This window comes from Glutamicibacter bergerei (assembly GCF_054495185.1).
The window spans coordinates 950,375-969,777 of the sequence record NZ_CM137131.1 but is presented as its reverse complement, the minus strand read 5'-3'; the positions used below and the strand labels follow the sequence as shown (position 1 = coordinate 969,777).

At 55.3% G+C, this 19,403-nt stretch carries 15 protein-coding genes; 2 read left to right on the top strand and 13 right to left on the bottom strand.

The window, feature by feature from the left end; all coding sequences use genetic code 11:
* Positions 1 to 104: 104 nt before the first annotated feature.
* Entirely contained in the window at positions 105 to 1,259 is a 1,155-nt protein-coding gene (locus ACX5K5_RS04505; protein WP_096256769.1) for an acyl-CoA dehydrogenase family protein, read from the bottom strand.
* A 218-nt stretch (positions 1,260 to 1,477) separates the two neighbouring features.
* Between ACX5K5_RS04505 and ACX5K5_RS04500 the strand changes: the two genes are divergently transcribed.
* Complete coding sequence (locus ACX5K5_RS04500) at positions 1,478 to 2,092, top strand: TetR/AcrR family transcriptional regulator (RefSeq protein ID WP_346059629.1); 615 nt, start codon at positions 1,478 to 1,480, stop codon at positions 2,090 to 2,092.
* Positions 2,093 to 2,164: 72 nt separating this feature from the next.
* Positions 2,165 to 2,629: a GNAT family N-acetyltransferase gene (locus tag ACX5K5_RS04495; RefSeq protein ID WP_096256767.1), complete on the top strand. Its 465-nt coding sequence runs from the start codon at positions 2,165 to 2,167 to the stop codon at positions 2,627 to 2,629.
* A gap of 331 nt (positions 2,630 to 2,960) precedes the next feature.
* On the opposite strand, the gene ACX5K5_RS04490 is transcribed toward ACX5K5_RS04495, so the two are convergent.
* The 12 genes from ACX5K5_RS04490 to pdhA form a co-directional block, all read right to left on the bottom strand.
* A complete protein-coding gene (locus ACX5K5_RS04490) occupies positions 2,961 to 3,395 on the bottom strand; it encodes a hemerythrin domain-containing protein (protein WP_205738288.1) in 435 nt (144 codons plus the stop codon).
* A gap of 151 nt (positions 3,396 to 3,546) precedes the next feature.
* Entirely contained in the window at positions 3,547 to 5,223 is a 1,677-nt protein-coding gene (locus ACX5K5_RS04485) for an ABC transporter ATP-binding protein (protein ID WP_096256766.1), read from the bottom strand.
* Complete coding sequence (locus ACX5K5_RS04480) at positions 5,220 to 6,278, bottom strand: ABC transporter permease (protein ID WP_096256765.1); 1,059 nt, start codon at positions 6,276 to 6,278, stop codon at positions 5,220 to 5,222. Before ACX5K5_RS04480 ends, ACX5K5_RS04485 begins: the two co-directional genes overlap by 4 nt.
* A gap of 50 nt (positions 6,279 to 6,328) precedes the next feature.
* Positions 6,329 to 7,846: an ABC transporter permease gene (locus ACX5K5_RS04475; RefSeq protein WP_096256764.1), complete on the bottom strand. Its 1,518-nt coding sequence runs from the start codon at positions 7,844 to 7,846 to the stop codon at positions 6,329 to 6,331.
* Positions 7,847 to 8,011: 165 nt separating this feature from the next.
* Positions 8,012 to 9,817: an ABC transporter family substrate-binding protein gene (locus ACX5K5_RS04470; RefSeq protein WP_346059628.1), complete on the bottom strand. Its 1,806-nt coding sequence runs from the start codon at positions 9,815 to 9,817 to the stop codon at positions 8,012 to 8,014.
* 432 nt (positions 9,818 to 10,249) lie between these two features.
* Positions 10,250 to 11,893 (bottom strand): ABC transporter ATP-binding protein, encoded by a 1,644-nt coding sequence (locus tag ACX5K5_RS04465; protein ID WP_459175088.1) that lies wholly within the window; start codon positions 11,891 to 11,893, stop codon positions 10,250 to 10,252.
* A 2-nt stretch (positions 11,894 to 11,895) separates the two neighbouring features.
* On the bottom strand, positions 11,896 to 12,909 hold the full coding sequence (locus ACX5K5_RS04460; RefSeq protein ID WP_459175087.1) for an ABC transporter permease: 1,014 nt from the start codon (positions 12,907 to 12,909) through the stop codon (positions 11,896 to 11,898).
* Positions 12,902 to 13,828, bottom strand: a complete 927-nt coding sequence (locus tag ACX5K5_RS04455; protein ID WP_459175086.1) for an ABC transporter permease — start codon at positions 13,826 to 13,828, stop codon at positions 12,902 to 12,904. Before ACX5K5_RS04455 ends, ACX5K5_RS04460 begins: the two co-directional genes overlap by 8 nt.
* A gap of 187 nt (positions 13,829 to 14,015) precedes the next feature.
* Positions 14,016 to 15,656, bottom strand: coding sequence for a peptide ABC transporter substrate-binding protein (locus ACX5K5_RS04450; RefSeq protein WP_346059626.1), 1,641 nt, complete (start codon positions 15,654 to 15,656; stop codon positions 14,016 to 14,018).
* 198 nt (positions 15,657 to 15,854) lie between these two features.
* On the bottom strand, positions 15,855 to 17,195 hold the full coding sequence (locus ACX5K5_RS04445; RefSeq protein ID WP_459175085.1) for a dihydrolipoamide acetyltransferase family protein: 1,341 nt from the start codon (positions 17,193 to 17,195) through the stop codon (positions 15,855 to 15,857).
* Positions 17,195 to 18,196: an alpha-ketoacid dehydrogenase subunit beta gene (locus ACX5K5_RS04440; protein ID WP_096256757.1), complete on the bottom strand. Its 1,002-nt coding sequence runs from the start codon at positions 18,194 to 18,196 to the stop codon at positions 17,195 to 17,197. Before ACX5K5_RS04440 ends, ACX5K5_RS04445 begins: the two co-directional genes overlap by 1 nt.
* Complete coding sequence (gene pdhA / locus ACX5K5_RS04435) at positions 18,193 to 19,311, bottom strand: pyruvate dehydrogenase (acetyl-transferring) E1 component subunit alpha (RefSeq protein ID WP_141392965.1); 1,119 nt, start codon at positions 19,309 to 19,311, stop codon at positions 18,193 to 18,195. Before pdhA ends, ACX5K5_RS04440 begins: the two co-directional genes overlap by 4 nt.
* Between the last annotated feature and the right edge of the window lie 92 nt (positions 19,312 to 19,403).

Below are 19,403 nucleotides of genomic sequence, written 5' to 3'. Positions count from 1 at the left end.
TGTGAGGTCCCAAAGTGCCAATCCATTGGAGCATCAAAAAACAGTTCGGGCCGGTGAACAACCGCGGATAAGCGTTGTTCACCGGCCCGAGTACTGGGATACTTTTACAGTCCGAGGCTGCGGGCAATCAGCATCAATTGCACCTGGGTGGTGCCTTCACCGATCTCCAAGATCTTCGAGTCTCGGTAATGGCGTGCCACCAAGGATTCGTTGATGAATCCGTAACCGCCGAAGATCTGGGTCGCGTCTCGCGCGTTGTCCATCGCGGCCTCGCTGGCCACGAGTTTTGCGTGTGCGGCTTCGATCTTGAAGTCTTTGCCTGCCAGCATTTTCGCCGCAGCCGCGTAGTAGGCCAGACGTGAAGTGTGTACCCGTGATGCCATGCGGGCAATCATGAAGGAGATCCCCTGATTTTTACCAATGGCCGCGCCGAAGCTCTGGCGGGTCTTCGCGTAGTTTACGGCCTCATCAAGGCATCCCTGTGCAGCGCCGGTTGCCAGAGCTGCGATGGCGATGCGGCCCTCATCAAGGATCTCCAGGAAGTAAGCGTAGCCACGCCCGCGCTCCCCCAGCAGATTTTCTTCCGGCACCCGGGCACCATTAAAGCTGAGCGGGTGGGTGTCACTGGCGTGCCAACCGACCTTGTTATAGGCAGGCTCCACGGTAAATCCTTCGGTTCCGCTGGGAACGATGATTGTGGAGATTTCTTTTTTCCCGGTGGATTCGTTCACCCCAGTCACCGCGCTGACTGTGACCAGAGAGGTGATATCTGTCCCGGAGTTCGTGATGAACTCCTTCGAACCGTCGATAACCCATTGGCCATCCTCAACCTTGGCTCTGGTCCGTGAAGCCGAAGCATCAGAACCGGCGCCTGGCTCGGTTAGGCCGAAACCTGCGAGTTTTTTGCCAGCTGCTAGATCTGGTAGCCAAAGCTGTTTTTGTTCTTCATTGCCAAATCGGAAAATCGGCATAGCACCGAGGGACACACCTGCTTCGAGGGTGATGGCGACTGATTGATCGACTCGGCCTAGTTCCTCTAGTGCTAAGGCTAGAGCGAAGTAGTCGCCACCGGAGCCACCGTATTCTTCGGAGATCGGAAGGCCAAATAGCCCCAATTCACCCATTTGTGCGACCACGTCATAGGGGAAGCTATGTTCCGCGTCGTGCTTGGCACTGACAGGAGCAACGACTTGCTGGGCAAATTCACGCACGACATCGACCAGGTCTTGGTACAGTTCGTCGAGTTCGAGATCAATCACGGGCACTCTCTTCTTTCGAGGTTGTCCTCACCGAGGCGACCCTTGTGATGTCGTCTGCGGTGACGGGTTATACGGAACGCGGACGCAATACCTTGGAAGCTGACAGTCCGGCGCGTATGGTTAATTCTTATTAACTGTGTTTTCTACCTACATTTTGACATTAGTGGCGTAGATCATAGTTGTCCAGTTGTGGGCGGGGTTTCTAAGGAGTAAATGCATTGAGCAGATATCAATCTCTCACTGAGCCAACAGATCGCGAGCGCGCCAAGGCAGAACGCCGTGACGCGTTGTTGCGTGAAGCTACCCGGCTCTTTGCGTTGCACGGATATTCAGGAGTGTCCCTAGAAGATCTAGGTGCCGCCTGCGGTATTTCGGGCCCTGCTGTGTATCGGCATTTCGCAGGTAAGCAGGCTTTGCTTATTGCTTTGCTCGTGGACATGTCGAAAGATATCTACGCCGGCGGGCTGGAAGCTGCTGAAAACGGTGGGGATCCATTTCAGGTCTTGTCACGTTTAGTAGATTTTCACACCGATTTTTCACTTTCTCGGCCCGATATCCTTCAGGTCCAGGACCGAGATTTGAAGGCATTACCAAAGTCGGAACTCGCTTTAGTTCGTAAACTTCAAAATAGTTATATCTCTTTATGGACCGAGCAGCTGGCCAAAATGCACCCCACCGGCAGTCCGCAATCGCACCGATTCAGGGCTCATGCGGTCTTCGGGTTGCTGAACTCGACGGCGCACTCCGCACACTCACCACGTACCAAAAAATCAGGGTTAAAACCGTTACTGTCCAATATGGCACTCGCGGCACTAACATCCCCGGTAGTCTAGAACCTAAGTCCCACACATCTTTGGGCGCGTTCAATCGGGCGCGTACCACCTCACGAAAGAAAGGTCTTTATCGTGCAACTACGTGAAGTCCGCCCTTCCGACTTGGACGCCTTCTTTGCTCATCAGCAAGAGCCCGAGGCGAACCTCATGGCCGCATACCAGGCGCGTAATCCGTCAGATCGTGCGGTATTTGATCACCACTGGAGCTCCATCCTCAACGACGAATCGGTGCTGGTTCGCACCATCGAGCACGAGGGTGAAGTTGCCGGATCAATCTTGGTTTTTGATGGCGCGAAGCCAGAAATCAATTTCTGGACCTCCACCAAGTTCTGGGGTAAGGGAATCACCACCAGCGCGGTAGACGCCTTCTTGGCAGAGTTCACCAAGCGTCCGTTGACCGCTCACGTTGTCCAGGACAATCTTGGTTCGCTGAAGGTCTTGGAGCGTCGCGGATTTAAGCAGGTTGGCACGGAGCAGATCTTCTCCAACGCACGCGCCGCAGTTGTCACCGAGATCGTTTTAGAACTCAACGACTAATTTTCGGAGCTTTCAAACTAGCCGTGGTTCACTCAATGACGAGTGAACCACGGCTAGCTTTTAAGCTGCTTCAGGGAAACGAGCAGCCCGTTCATCGCCCACAATGCTCTGGTGCTCGGTGCAAGGCATTAGCCGTCTGTACATCGCATTCCTCCAGGCCTAGGGAGTTGCTCCTTAGTCCTCTAAAATCAAGAACAAACGGCTACGCACACAGCACTACTCTCACGCGACGATGAGAATCAATACAAATCCCCAAAATCCACTGTTCTAGTGGCGAGCAAACCGTATTAGGCGTCTTGACAGACCCAGCCTTCGGGAAGCGCTCCCCCAGCTAAAGATGGGCAACCTTTTGTTGCTCCTGCACACTGAGCGCGGTATCCATCTGCGGATAGATGATCGGCTCTTCTTTAGAATTATGGTTGTCCAACAAGGACAACAATTCTTGACAGTCCGCCATCAACTGTTCATCGGCACTTCCGCTTTGCAATGATTCTTCTAGGGCGTCCATCCGGCGCCACAGTTCACCGTGTTCCCGGTGCATCACCATCAACGGCATCATAAGCGTGGCGCGAGGTAGGTCGGGAAACACTACCTCTTCTTCAAGATAAATATGTCGTCGCAACGCGCTGACTGCTTCCAGCAACATCTTGGCCCGCTGTTCTGGGCCCTCATGAGTCGAAGCCAGGTAGTTCTCAATCGCCGCATCAATATCATGATGCTCTTTGGTAAAAGCTTCGGCCAATGATCCGTCGGGAACACTCGACACGTTTACAGGCCAAACAACCTCACTCCAGTATTTAGCCAGTGGCCAGCGAATTCTGCTTCAACTCTAGGCAGACAGAGACAAATACGAAAGGGACTGGCTTGTCGAGTAATGCCTCGGCAAACCAGCCCCTTATCCACGCACAGCTCTTCGGCTACTTAGTGCTGTTCAAAATTCTCCATGCATCACGACGTACGGCCTGCTCGATCGGGTCTGGCACCGGAGCGGCGGCCAACAAGCGACGAGTGTAATCGTGGGTAGGTGCGTGCAATACGGTATCAACACGCCCTTGCTCTACGGCCTTGCCGTTTTGCATGACGACCACTGAATCGGCGAGCATATCCACCACGGCCAGATCATGGCTGACGAAGAGGCACGCAAAATTGAAGTCGCGCTGCAAATCTTGGAGCATCTCCAAGACGACTGCTTGAACAGATACGTCCAAGGCACTGGTTGGCTCGTCAGCGATTAGCAATTCTGGATTCATGGTTAGCGCACGAGCGATACAAATACGCTGGCGCTGACCGCCGGAAAGCTCATGTGGGTAACGGTTGATCACGTTGCGTGGCAGCTTGACCGCATCCAGCAGCTCCAAGGCACGCTTGGTCCGAGAGGCCTTGTTTCCGACCTTGTGCACCACCATGGGTTCGGTAATGCAGTCACCAATCGGGAAACGCGGATTTAATGACGCGGCAGGATCCTGGAAGATCACACCGATGTCCTTACGCACAGCACGTGCCTGACGTGTCGATAGCTTAGGCAGGTTATGTCCCTTGACCGCCAGCGTGCCTGCGGCCACCGGAAGCAGTCCGAGTACTGCCTTAGCAATGGTCGACTTACCCGAGCCGGACTCGCCCACGATACCCAGTACCTCGCCCTTAGCGACGTCGAAGCTGACGTTTTCCACCGCACGGAAGATCTTGCCACGCATGTTGTATTCCAACACCAGATCTTTGGCTTCCAGCACCAGCTCGCGTTCCGCCGGGACGGTCGGCTCACTGCGTGGGGCGTTCTCATCGATGATCACCGGAGAAAGCCGGGGTACCGAGGAAAGCAAGCGCTGAGTGTACTCGTGTTGCGGGTGGAGCAAGACTTGCTGAACGTCGCCGGTTTCCACCAAGTTGCCTTGGAACATCACCGCAACTTGGTCTGCCATATCTGCCACGACACCCATATTGTGGGTAATCAGCAAGATACCAGTGTTCAGTCGGTCTTTGAGCTCACGCAGCAGGTCAAGAATTTCTGCCTGCACGGTGACGTCCAACGCGGTGGTTGGCTCATCGGCGATAATCACCTTCGGATCACAGGAGATCGCCATGGCGATCACGATGCGCTGACGCTGACCACCAGAGAACTGGTGTGGGTACTGCTTAATACGTTTGGCTGGATCTGGGATGCCTACCAGGGTGAGCAGCTCGATTGCCCTGTCGGTAGCTTCCTTACCGTATGCCACGTCATGCAGTTCTAGTGCTTCGGTGAGCTGGCGTTCAATGGTCAGCACCGGGTTCAATGCCGTCATAGGTTCTTGGAACACCATGGCGATGTCGGTAGCACGCATCTTGCGCATCTTGCCTTGGTCCAGGCCCACCACGTTTACGTTTCCAACTCTGGCTTCGCCAGTGATGTACGCGTTCTCCGGAAGCAATCCCATGGCGGCGGTGGAGGTGACGGACTTACCCGAACCGGACTCGCCCACCAAGGCAACAACTTCGCCGGGGCGTACAGCTAGGGACAAACCCTTCACCGCGTGTACGTCAGGTCCGGCGGTTTCAAAGGTGACCTTCAGGTCGGTGAAGCTCAGTGCATAATTTTCTGCTGCTTCGGTGCTCATGGCTTCTCCTTACGAGTTGGCAGGGCGAAGAGCCCAGCTCGGCGGCGGCGCTTCTTGCCAGTGTGGCGTGGGTCAAAAGCATCTCGCAGGCCATCGCCGAGGAAGTTCACGCTCAGCGCGATGGCAACGATAATCATGCCTGGCCACCAGAAGAGCCACGGACGAGAGGTGAACGCATTCTGGTACTGGCTGATCAGTAGACCCAGTGAGGATTCCGGTGGCTGGACACCGAAGCCTAGGTAGGACAGCGAGGATTCCAGCAGGATCGCGCCGGCGATCGCGAAGGTCGCGTTGACCACGATCACACCGATGGTGTTTGGCAGCAAGTGTTTGAAGATCACACGCGAGGTCTTGGAACCCATGGCTTGGGCTGCCGCCACGTATTCGCGTTCACGTAGCGAGAGGATCTCACCGCGAACCAGACGGGCCAAGCCCGTCCAGGTGACCAGACCCAAAACGAAGGCCAAGGTGATAATAGAGCCTGAGCTCGCACCGGCGATCTGGCCCAACACAGCGGCCAGCACCAACAGTGGGATCACGATGAACAGATCGGTGATGCGCATCAGTACTTCATCAACCCAGCCGCGGAAGTAACCGGCAACCGCGCCGATGACTGCACCGAGGAATGTGGAGACCAATCCGACTACCACGCCGATGATGATGGACTTCTGTGTTCCTGTCATCACCAGTGCAAAGTAATCTTTGCCAATGGAATCCTGGCCGAAGGGATTTTCTCCCCAGCGGATTCCTTCGCCACCTAACCAGGTAGGCACCAGGCTAAGCGTTGGCTTGCCACCATTGATTACTGCACCAGCGTCTAGATAAGACTTGTCCCACCATCCGGGGATTACTCCCCACCCTACGGAGCTGAAAGCAAAGATGGTGATAAAAACTAGGATCACGCTGGAGGTCATGGCGAGCTTATGCTTGACGAACCGTCCAATGACGATGCGGCCTTGGCTCTTTGAATCTTCGGACTGGCGAGCCAGCTTCGCGTCCTCTACCTCGGCTACGGAGGTGAGGTTCTGCGGCAGATTGTCGTTGGTGTTACTCATCGTTTGTCCTTAATGTCCCAGACACGATTGCTGATGATTGTCATGGCCGCCTAGACGCGAATGCGTGGGTCGAGCATGGCGTAGACAATGTCTGCCAGCAGGTTGAAAATGATCGCTGCGGTACCGGTGACCAAGAAGAAGGCCATTACCGGGTTGGCGTCCACATGGTCCAGGCCGGTGGCGAACATTTCGCCCATGCCCTTCCAACCGAAGACGCGCTCGGTAATCACCGCACCACCGATGAGCCCTGCGAAGTCGAAGGCCGCGATGGTGGCGATAGGGATCATCGCGTTGCGGAATGCGTGACGGAAAATCACCGTACGTTCGCTTAGTCCCTTAGAGCGGGCGGTACGAATGTAATCCTGCTGCTGTACTTCCAGCATTGAAGAGCGGGTGTAGCGCGAGTAGCTTGCCAGCGAAATGATTGCCAACAAAATGGTGGGCAGCAGCAACTGGGTGCCGTTATCCAAGAAGTGATCCCAATAACCGCCCTCAAAGTTCGCGGTAGAGGAACCAATAGTGGAAATTGGGCGGCCCTTGTTGTCCAAGAAGCCCGGCCAAGCACGGAATATGTGGTCGATAACGGTGAGCGCGGCGCCGACAAAACCTGTCACCATTGCTACGCTGGCCGCGTTCTTACGAAGTCGTCCACCCATAAGGCGTCCAACAAGCGCCGGGATCGCTACGGCGAGGATCAGCCCGCCCAAGAGGATCCAGGTGTTCGGTTCGGACATCAGGTAGAAGGTCGCGTAGTAGGCGGCAAGCACGAGCACCACGGTGATCAGCGCCGGATAAAGTACACGTTTTTCCTTCAGGCCAGCCGTCATCGAGGTGGCGGATAGTGCCACCAGCAAGGTCAAGACGACCACGATTGCTGGGCCCATTTGCGGGAAACGGTAGAAGTTCAGCCAGAGCGAGTATTGCAGTACCAAGGGCACAAAGATCGCTACAGCGACGAAGGTCAGAGCACGACGTTTGAGCGAGCCGGCTAAGAACATCTGCATAATCAGGCCCAAGACTATGCCGATGAGTATGGAGGTACCCAAGGATATGTCTGGCGAGGCTATCCAGTCATTAAATCCAATGGCCAGGTATTCCTTCAGCAATACAGCTGCCCAGAAGACTGGAAGTGAGAAGAAGAGGAAGGTCAGGAAGGTGACGATGTAGTCAAGGCCGGAGTATTGACGCACCGCGGTGAGCACACCGATGGCGATACCGAGGATTGCGGCGATCACCGTGGCGATGAGCACCAGGCGCAAGGTCGAGGCGGCAGCGTTGGCAAGGAGTCCCGAGACTTCCACGCCGTTGATATTACGGCCTAAGTCGCACTGTCCAACGAAGCACTTGGAAACGCCGGTCAGCCAGTCCCAGTAGCGAAGGTACCAGGGCTGATCTAGCTCCATGTATTCGATACGTTGTGCCATCAGGTATTCGCGGTTATCTGCGTTACTTTCACGCAGGTCTTTCAGCGGGTCACCCGAATTAATGACCAGGATGTACAGCAGCAGCGAAGCTGCAAAGAGCACACCGATGGCCGATCCAAGTCGTTTGGCGATGAATTTCAACACGGCGTTTATGTCCTACTTTCGTTTCTCACCGGACGATTCGCTTACCTTGGGTGGTGGCGTCAACGAATCATTGTGGGGATGTGGTGGACACACTGCGGGGCCCGACGGTCTATCGGGCCCCGCAGTCGTTCACTCACGGTGTCTGAGCTCAGTGCCTAATGGCAGCTACTCTGCACGTACCCACTGCTCGGCGTTCCAGACGATTCCATTCTGGGTCGCGGTGTGGCGGACATTCTGAATATCTGCTCCCGAAGCGCTCAAGCCCGGGTGGGCGAATACTGGGATGCCGTACAGGTCATCCCACAAGAGCTTCTCAATCTTCTTGATCTGCTCCTGGTGTACCGCTGGATCCAGCGACCTTGCCAGGGTCTCCCATTCGGCGTCCACCTGCTCGTTGGAGTACTGTCCGTAGTTCTGTGGCTTGCCGGTGGCGTAGATGTTCTGGCCCGAAGAAATCTGGCCCGAACCGGCCCAAGCGAACAGTGCTACGTCGTAGTCGCCGCGTTCCTGGGTTCCGCCCGGTGCGAAGAACTTCGGATCTCCGGCATCTTCCACCTTGAATCCGGCCTCATCACAGGAGGACTTGATGGCAGCAACTTCGTTGGTGCGACGCTCGTTTGGTGCTGAGTAACCAATGCGCACCGTGGTGCCCACGGCGTCCTCGGCTTCGAGGATCTTCTTCGCGCCTTCGAGGTCGACCTGATCGTAGCGTCCATCATATGAAGCTGAGACAACATCTTCGTAGTTGTCCTGGAATGGGAATACTTCGCGAGCATTCATGACCACTGCTTCTGGGTTCAGTGGCTTGACCAAGTTGTCAACGATGTTCTGACGTGGAACACACATGGCGAAGGCCTTGCGCAATTCCAGGTTCTTGAAGGCATTCTTGCCGCGGAAGTTGAAGTCCAGGTGCTCCCAGGTCAGGGTGTCACCCTGCTGGATGTTCACCTGATCGCCTAGGGCTTTAAGCTGAGCCAAGGTATCAACCGTTGGCTGTGGGCCGATGACGTCGATGTCCTTGTTCTGCAGAGCCTGAACCATGGCTGCGTCCTCAACGAAGCGGAAGTTCAGTTGTTTGGTGGCGGCAGGAGCTCCGTAGTAGTCCTCGTTCGCTACCAGGGTGACCGATTCTCCGGCCTTCCAGGAGCCGAGCTTGTACGGCCCGGAGACAGGCATGATTTCTTCCTTTGGAAGGGTGCCCGGGTTAGTGGTCCAGCCTTCGTTCCAGAACTTCGCGGCCTTCTTCAGCTTGTCTGATTCACCAGCGAGAATGGCGTTGGCCAGTTCTTCGGTGCTCATGCCAGCTTCCTTGGCAACCACGTGTGCCGGCTGCAACATCCAGGACTGCAGAGCCCAGTCCGGGTCCGGATCCGAGAATTCAACGGTGAATTCCTTGCCGGCAACGTCACCCTGTGGGCCCTTTGGCACGGTGTCACCGAGGTCAACGGAGACCGAGTTGAAAAGTGGCTTTTCCTTGGAACCCTCGTTGAGGTTCAAGTTCTGTACACCCCAGGCCAAGACCGAGTCTGCCACGGTGATTGGGGTGCCATCTGACCATTTGGCGTTTTCACTGATGGTGTACTTGATCGTCAGCGGATCGTCGCTGATCTTCTCGTAGGAGCCGAGATCTTCGTTCGGGTACAGTGCTCCGTCAGTACCGAAGTACGAGAAGCCTGCGAACATGCGGTCCGTGATGGCGGAGTTGTAGGTCGAGTAGGTGTTCGGGGTGAACCCGTTGTAGCTGATGAATTCTGGGGCGCCCACAGAGACGGCAATGGTGTCGTCCTTCGTGGTGATGTCACCGAGATCTGCGAGACCACTGTTGGTTACCTCGGCCGAGCCGTTGCCGCCTTCAGCGCCGGACTCCGAAGCTTTCGGATCGGTGCCGCTGCCGCCTGGTGCACATGCCGACAGGGCCAAAGCCATTGCAGCACCTACTACTACTGCCTTCGAAACACGTTGGAATCGCATTTCGCCTCCTTGAGAATATGAACGATACGAGTTCTGAACCATGCGGTCCACTGTGGAACACATCACACGATGGAACCATTGAGCAATAGACTAACTGGCTTTTGTCATCTTGGATATAGAAAGATGCGCTTCATATCTCTAAGGAACGCTTCCAAAACTTTCGATTCACGGTCCGCTTGTTACCGGCGAGTTTAGCGATCCTGCTCACGTCCCCCGAGATTTCAAGGATTTCTTTCACATTGGGTTTTTTCAATCAGAAGCGGTGGTTGGCCCCGGTGTCTGTCAAACGCGTTTATAACGTTTTTGCAACATTTATTTCAGATCTGAAAAAACTGAAACATTTCTTGAATAAGTCACTTTTTAACGCACTCAGGGCAGTGACTCTATGAAGGAATCACTGCCCTGAGTTGGCGGCAAAAAGCCGTAGAATACTTAAATTAAGCTGGCACCTGGGATGGCCGACAGCAGGTTTCGGGTGTAATCACTCTTCGCATTATCGAAAATCTCATCCACCGTTCCCTGCTCCACAAGCTGCCCATGCTCCATCACACAGACGTTGTCTGCGATCTGGCGCACAACAGCCAAGTCGTGAGTGATGAACAGGTAGGTTAGCCCCAGCTCACGCTGAAGCTCATCGAGCAGCTCCAATACCTGAGCTTGAACCAACACGTCCAACGCCGAGACTGCCTCATCACAGACGATCATTTCAGGCTGAAGAGCTAACGCTCGCGCGATTGCAATACGCTGTCGCTGACCGCCTGAGAGCTCGTTCGGGAAGCGGTGCATGGTCGAGGCCGGCATGGATACCTGATCCAGCAGTTCCTTGACCTTCTTCTCCCGTGATCCCTGATTTCCGATACCGTGGATACGCAGTGGCTCCTCGATGGTGCGGTAAATCGAGTACATCGGATCCAAGGAACCATATGGGTCCTGGAAGATAGGTTGCACACGACGTCGGTACTTAAACAGTTCGCGTTCGCTGAGCTTGCCGATAGCTTGCCCGTCGAAGACGATGTCTCCGGAAGTTGCATCCAGCAGGTTCAGCACCATCTGGGCAATAGTCGACTTGCCCGAACCGGACTCGCCGACCACTGCGGTCGTCGTGCCCTTGGGAATCTCGAAGGATACCTTGTCCACCGCGGTGAACTTATCCTTACGCCCGAAGCCCTTACGAATGTCGAAGACCTTCGTCAAATTCGAGATCTTCAATAGCGGTTCGGACTTTTCCGCCACTACTTCGTCCACTGCCATCTCATGCTTGTCACCACGCTGCGCGGCCAACGACGGCGCAGAGTTGATCAGGCGCTTGGTGTACGGATGCTGCGGGTTGCGTAGCAGTTCCAAGGCGGGGCCCGACTCGACAACCTGCCCCTTGTACATCACGATGACCTTCTCGGCGCGCTCTGCTGCTAAGCCCAAATCGTGGGTGATCAGCAGGACGGCGGTACCCAGTTCGCTGGTCATGGTGTCCAAGTGATCCAGGATCTGCTGCTGCACCGTCACATCCAACGCGCTGGTGGGCTCATCAGCGATCAGCAGGCGTGGACGACAGGCCAAACCGATAGCAATCAGCGCACGCTGTCGCATACCGCCAGAGAACTCGTGCGGGTACTGATTCATCCGAGTTTCCGGATCAGGCAGGCCAGCATCAGCCAAGACCTGCGCTACGCGCTGCTTGGGATTGTTTCCAGCCAGTCCATTGGCTTTCAAAGTCTCCTTGACCTGGAAACCAATTTTCCACACAGGATTTAAGTTGCTCATCGGGTCCTGAGGGACCATGCCGATGTGGTTACCGCGCAACTCAACAAACCGCTTTTCGCTGGCTTTGGAAATATCCTCGCCATCAAAAAGAATCTGGCCAGCGGAGACTTCGCCGTTGCTTGGCAAGAGGCCGATGGCCGCCAGCGCGGTAGTGGACTTGCCCGAGCCAGATTCGCCCACAATGGCCACAGTCTCGCCGGGCATCACCGTCAAGTTGGCGTTGCGCACGGCGTTAACGGGACCATCGGGAGTACTGAAGGTGATGGCCAAGTCTTTGATTTCTAGCAGGGGCTTGGGTTCTGAATTCTGTACCACAGTTAGTTCCCCTTTCGAGACTTAGGATCCAGCGCATCACGCACTGCATCGCCGAGCATAATGAAGCTCAAAACAGTGACTGACAAGAACATTGCAGGCCACATCAACATCATCGGGTTATTACGCAGCTGATCCTTAGCCGCGGAAATATCGTTACCCCAGCTCATCACGGTGCCTGGAAGTCCCAGACCAAGGAAGGATAGCGTCGCCTCGGCGACAATGTACACACCAAGGTTTACGGTCGCGACCACGATCACCGGTGCCATAGCATTCGGGATCACGTGCTTGAGCAATGATTTACCGCGAGACAGTCCCAAAGCGCGAGAGGCCTTAACAAAGTCTGCATTGCGGGCTTCGAGCACCGCACCACGAGTAATACGAGCGACCTGCGGCCAACCAAAAATGGAGAGCGTGATGATAACTGTCCATACACTTTTATTGTCGCGGAATGCGGGAAGCTGCATCACAATGATGGCTCCAAGCACCATTGGAAGTGCAAAGAAGATGTCACCTAGACGAGCGAGAATAGTATCCAACCAGCCACCGTAGAATCCGGCGAGGGCGCCGATGGTGCCACCGAGCAGAACCACAAAAAGCGTGGTGAAAATACCGACCATCAGCGAGGCGCGCGTTCCGTGGATGGCACGTGCGTAGACGTCGCAACCTTGGAAGTTATAACCCATCGGGTGGCCGGCGCTTGCGCCTTCATTAGAAAATTGAAGGTCACAGAATCGCGGATCAGCCGATGAGAATACCCCAGGAATCGCCGCAATAACGACCACCAAAACAATTAACACGGCGGAAATGATAAACAGCGGGCGTTTGCGTAGCGAACGCCAGGCTTCTGCCCACATGGATAGTGGCTTACCGGTTTCCTTGACCGCATCGACACCGTGTAGCGGCGTCTCATCAAGTGGTGCAACGAAGTGCGGAATAGCGTATTTAGAAACTTTTCCGGCACGGATCTTGCTGATAGGCAATCCGGCCTCAGGATTTTGATTCTGGTTCTCAGGCATAACGGATCCTTGGGTCAAGCAGGGCGTAAAGCATGTCTACGATGAGGTTGGCGAGCACGAAGACGATCACGAGCACACCGACCACTGCGACCACCGTGGGGGTTTCACCCTTCAGGATTGCGCGGTACAGCAGGTTACCGACTCCGGGAACGTTGAAGATACCCTCGGTCACAATCGCGCCACCCATGAGCGATCCCAAGTCGGCACCCAAGAAGGTGACGACCGGAATCAGCGAGTTTCGCAGGATGTGTACGTTAATTACACGTCCGCGGCTTAGTCCCTTGGCTGTTGCGGTGCGGACGTAGTCCGCGTGTTTGTTCTCGATAATCGAGGTACGGGTCAGACGCAGGACATAGGCGAAGGAGACTAGACCAAGTACCACGGCGGGAAGAATGAGTTCGCCCCACGTTGCTCCACCGGACACCGTTGGCTTGGCCCACTCAAGCTTCACACCCACAACGAACTGCAACACAAAACCGAGGACGAAGGTAGGAATTGCGATCACAATCAGCGAAAGAATCAGCAATGTGGAGTCAAAGGCCTTGCCTTTGCGCATGCCGGCGATAACACCGAAGAAAATGCCGAAGACTGCTTCGATGGCCAATGCCATCACTGCCAGTCGTGCGGTAACTGGGAATGCACGGGCCAGGAGGTCTCGGACTTCCTGGCCAGAGAAGGACATACCCAGATCCAGGGTAACCAAGTTCTTCAAATACAAACCGTATTGAACCCAGAATGGCTGATCAAGGTTGTACTGGGCACGTAGCGCAGATTCGACGGCCGGCGTCATTGGCTTGCCACCGGATAGTGCGGAGATTGGGTCTCCGGGGGTCGCGAAGACCAAGAAGTATACGAGCAGCGTGGCACCGATAAACACCGGAATCAGCTGCAAGAATCGCTTGAGCGTAAAAGCTAGCATGAGTGCGTCTCACCTCGAGACGTTGCAAGGCACGTGGCCATTTTTATTTCCTCTTTCCGTCGGAATTAACCAGACGTTCAGATAGAGAGGGAGGACTGACACGCCAAAGGGAGACCCTGATGTTGCCGGGTCTCCCTGAGACATTTTCAACTGAGTCGGACCTAACTAGGCGACTTAGCTAGTGAATCTATTTGCCGGTGATGGCGTTGTAGATTGGAACACCGTTCCAACCGAACTCGACGTTTGAAACATTCTCGCTCCAACCGCCCTGGACTGCCTGGTACCACAGTGGGATAGCTGGCAGATCCTTGAAGAGGATTTCCTGCGACTCGTTGAAGATCTTCGCGCCCTCGGCCGGATCGGTTGCGGCAAGACCTTCCTTGAGCTTGTTGTCGAAGTCCTTGTTCGAGTAATCGCCATCGTTGGAACCTGCACCCGTGCCGTAGAGCGCACCGAGGAAGTTGTACATCGATGGGTAGTCTGCCTGCCAACCGGAGCGGTGTGCGCCGGTCATCTTCTTCTTGGTAACGTCATCGCGCAACGCCTTGAAGGAGGTGTAAGGCTTAGCTACAGCATTGATGCCCAAGGTGTTCTTGACCTGGTTAGCTACAGCTTCAACGAATTCCTTGTTACCGGCTCCGTCAACGTTGTAACCGATGGAGAACTCTTCTGAGTCATCCCAGCTTTCAATGGCGTTGGCTTCATCCCACAGCTTTTTGGCTGCGTCGGCATCGAAGTCGAGAACTTCGCTACCTGGAATGTCGGCACTGTAGCCTTCAAGCACAGGTGCGGTGAATTCTTCGGCCTTTACCTTGCCACCGAAGTAGACCTTGTCGATGATCTGCTGACGGTCAATGGAACGTGAGATCGCTGCACGACGCAGGTTACCTTCTTCGCCCTGCTTGAAGTGATCCAAGTAACCAGAGATGGTGATGGTTGCGTTACCTGCATATGGAGCGTTGACCGAACGGTCACCCAGATCGGACTGGTAGTTCGCCAGTGCTGATGGTGGAATCTGGTCCAGTACGTCCAAGTTACCGGCCATGATGTCCTGGTATGCGGATTCCGTGGACTGATAAACCTTGAAGTCGATACCGCCGTTGGCAGCCTTACGAGGTCCTTCGTAGGACTCGTTAACTTCAAGCTTCAGGTTGACGTCATGGTTCCACTCGGTCAACTTGTATGGTCCGTTGCTGACAGGCGCTTCGCCGTATGCCTTTGGATCCTTGAAGGCTGCTTCTGGAAGAGGCATGAAGGCGGTGTAACCAAGACGTAGCGGGAAGTCAGACTCCGGCTGGCTCAGTTCAACGGTGAAGGTATTGTCATCGACAACCTTCAACCCTTCCATCTCCTCGGTCTTCGCATTCTCAGCGCTGACTTCGTCGTAACCCTTGATGGATTCGAAGAAGTAGGAGTTCAACTGCGCGTTTTTAGCGGCTGCACCGAAGTTCCAGGCATCTACGAATGAAGCAGCGGTGACTGGGGAGCCGTCGGAGAAGGTGTGACCTGGAACGAGCTTGATGGTGTAGTTCTGGGAATCTGTTGTTTCAATCGATTCCGCGATCTCATTAACAGGCTTGCCCTTGGCGTCATAGCTGACCAGTCCGGTGAAGATCAGGTCCATCACACGGCCGCCACCAACTTCGTTGGTGTTTGCCGGCAATAGGCCGTTCTGTGGTTCGGTGGTGTTAGCGGTGATGACCTTGGTGGCATCGCCCTCGGAACCGCCGTTGGCAGATTCCTCCGGGGTCCCTCCGCCACAGGCGGTTAGTGTCAATGCCAAGGCAGCGGACAAAACCAGCGCCTTCGATGCGTGCGAGTATCGCATCTTTCTTCTCCTCAAAAGTTCGTTGCTGCTTCTGCAATTCACAGATGCCGTGCGCCTCAAAAGTGAGCTATAGCACGTAGTGAACGAGATTACATCAAATATTGCGAAACAACCAATGAATAAATATGAAAGTAGTACTTGAGGTTGATCTGATCAACCAGATATTTTAATTTTCATCACATGAAAGGTCAGGAGGAATTAAATAAAAATATTCATCATCCCCGGGTCCTCCAGCACTGCGCCGAGGCCAGCGAGGAACTCGCTAGCTTCCTTGCCATCGACTACTCGATGGTCGAAGGACAACGCCAACGTTGAGGTGTGGCGTAAGGCCACTTGATCCTCGAACTCCCACGGACGGCGCTTGACCTGTCCAAGGGCAAGAATTCCGGACTGCCCCGGAGGTAAAATCGGGGTGCCGGCGTCCACGCCAAACACTCCAACGTTCGTAATCGAGAAGGTTCCGCCGCTAAGTTGCGCCGGAGAGAGCTTCCCTGCCCGGCCCAATTCAATAATTTGAGTTAGCTCTTCGGCTAAATCATGCAAGGATTTTGACTGCGCATCCTTGACCACCGGCACTAGCAGTCCACGATCACTGGCCACAGCCATACCCAAATGCACCGAGCCGAACTCGATAATCTCTGCGTTTGCTTCATCCCACCGTGAGTTGAGCGCGCGGTAGGTGCCCAGCAAGCGGGTCACGATCAACGAAGTCAAGGTCGTGATGTTGAGCTTCACGTCTCTGAGCAAGGGGTGCCTGCGCAGCTTCTCGACAAGCTTCATTGACTCGGTCAGATCTACGGTTAGAAATTCGGTGGCATGCGGAGCAGTGAATGCCGACTCCACCATCGCCTTTGCCGTGGCACGGCGCACCGCGCTAATTTTTATTCTTCGGTCCCCAGCCAGAACTGCAGTAGCTTCAGCTGGCTGGGACGCAGCCTGCTCAGGCATTCCAATCAAGGCTTCAATATCGCTGCGCAACACGGCGCCGTCGGCACCAGTACCTGCGACGGATGAAATCTCGATGCCATGATCCCTGGCAAGCTTGCGCACCGGCGGAGTACTGCGCGTAGCAGTCCGGCGAGCGCCTGTATCCGCCGACTTCACCTGTTGCGCCGTATCCGGGCTCGCGGTGGCCTGCGACTCCAGCGTGACCGGCTGATTCCGTACCGGGCGTGATCGGCGAGACGGGCGGCTTCCGCTGCTTGCTGGTGCTCCGTAGCCCACAAGTGTCGGGGTCCTGCCGCTATCCCCGGTGACATCCTTATCCGCATTTGGAGTATCGGTCTCCGCGTCGGGTGCCTCATCTCCAAAAGTCACCAATGGTCCACCCACAGGGACTACCTCACCGGCGGAGGCATGCAATTTCTGCACGATTCCGGCAAATGGCGAAGGAAGCTCGACGACGGCTTTCGCGGTTTCTACCTCGGCGATGATCTGGTTCAGCGTGACATGCTCGCCGACCTGAATTTTCCAGTTCAAAACTTCGGATTCGGTTAATCCTTCACCTAGATCTGGCAACTTAAAAGTATTGGGAGCCATCACTTGGCACCTCCGGTGTGTGTCTCGTCGCGGCGCATGACCTTATCCACGGCATGCATTACCTTGTCCAGGTCTGGCAAATGATGTGATTCAAGCCGTGAAGGTGGATACGGAATATCAAATCCAGTCACGCGCAATGGTGCATGTTCTAGGTAGTCGAAACAGGTCTCGGTGATTTGTGCACAAATCTCCGCACCAATTCCCGAAGTCCTGCTCGCTTCGTGGACCACCACAAGTTTTCCGGTGTGCTTGACCGATTCGGCTACGGTGTCCATGTCCAATGGGTCCAGGCAACGTAGGTCGATAACCTCTAGGCTCACGCCTTCATCTTCGGCTGCTAACACCGCATCGTTGAGGGTATAAACGGTGGGGCCATATCCCACCACGGTGACGTCTTGTCCCTGATGAAGCACCTTTGCCTTGGGCGAACCGGTCTTCTCCGGGGTCTTTAGGTCAATGTCTGCTTTTTCGTGATACCGGCGTTTTGGTTCAAAAAAGATCACCGGATCATCGCAAGCAATCGCTTGACGCAACATCACGTAGGCATCTTCCACGCTGGACGGCGCAAAAACTCGCAATCCTGCGGTGTGGGAGAAATAAGCTTCCGGAGATTCCGAGTGATGTTCCGGAGAGCCGATTCCGCCGCCATATGGAATACGCACGGTCACCGGCATTTTCACCCGGCCCCGTGAACGGAAGTGCATCTTTGCCAGCTGTGAAACCAACTGATCAAAGGCGGGGTATGTGAATCCATCAAATTGGATCTCCACCACTGGACGGTAACCACGGTAGGCCAAACCGATGGCGCTACCGACGATCCCGGATTCGGCAAGTGGTGTGTCAACCACCCGATGCTCGCCAAATTCGTCTTTCAGCCCGTCGGTAATGCGGAATACGCCGCCGAGGGTGCCAATGTCTTCGCCGAGCAGTATGACCTTTTCGTCTTCGGTCAGCGCGTCACGCAAGGACTGGTTTAGCGCCTTCATCATTGAAACGCTCATAGTCCACCATCCTGGAAATTTGTTAGGTACTGCAGGTAGGTGTCCCGCTCCCTGCGGCTTGGTTCATGCTCTTCGGCATACACATGATCAAAAAGTTCATGTGGTTCAGGATCGGGCATCGTGGTGATGGCCTCACGTAGCTCGGCAGCTAGTTTGTCCGCTGCATTCTGGGCTCGCTGCTGGTAGGACTGCACATCAGCGCCGAGCACCGTCAGGTGATTGACCAATCGATCAATAGGATCCTTGGCCCGCCACTCTTCAACCTGCTCATTTTTTCGGTAACGAGTGGGATCATCGGCGGTGGTATGCGAACCCATACGGTAGGTCACTGCCTCGATAAAGGTTGGGCCTAGTCCATGACGAGCGTGTGCCAGCGCGGCCTTGGTGGCTGCATAAACCGCGAGTACGTCGTTGCCGTCCACCCGCCAGGTCTTGACGCCAAATCCACTGGCACGGTCAGCAATCTGCGTGCGGCTCTGCAAGCCGACCGGCTCGGAGATGGCCCACTGGTTGTTCTGGCAGAAGAACAGCACCGGCGCCTGGTAGCTCGCGGCGAAGACCAGCGCTTCGTTGACGTCGCCTTGGCTGGTCGCCCCGTCCCCAAAGTAGGCCACTGCAACTTCTTTACCACCATCAAATTTGATGCCCATGCCATACCCGGCGGCGTGCAACGCCTGAGATCCAATGACAATCTGCTGGCAAGCAATATTTACCTCATGAGGGTCCCAACCGCTGGCGGTGGCACCGCGCCAGACGCTGAGCAGATCTTCGGCTTTAACGCCTCGGGCCCAGGCAACTCCGTGCTCACGGTAGGAAGGGAAAATGAAGTCGGTATCTTCGGTGGCGCGGATTGAACCAATTTGGGCAGCTTCTTGGCCAAGCAATGGCGCCCAGAGGCCCAACTGTCCTTGGCGTTGCAGCGCCGTGGCCTCATTATCTAGGCGACGCAAGACAACCATGTCGCGGAGGAAATCTGCCAGGTCTTGCTCGGTGAGCCCGGTCAGATGATGGTCTAGTTCTTCGTCTGGAGTTCGTTCTCCAGAGACGTTGAGCAGCTGGTGCGTGGGTAGGCATCCGGCGGCTACGTCGATGTGCTGGGTGGACACGATCGGCATCCTTACTCTCGCGTAGTCAGTGGTGGACGGCTAATTCAGCGCGACCACTTACCTGTGATGCTACTCACATGGCGCAAGTTGCACAATGGCAA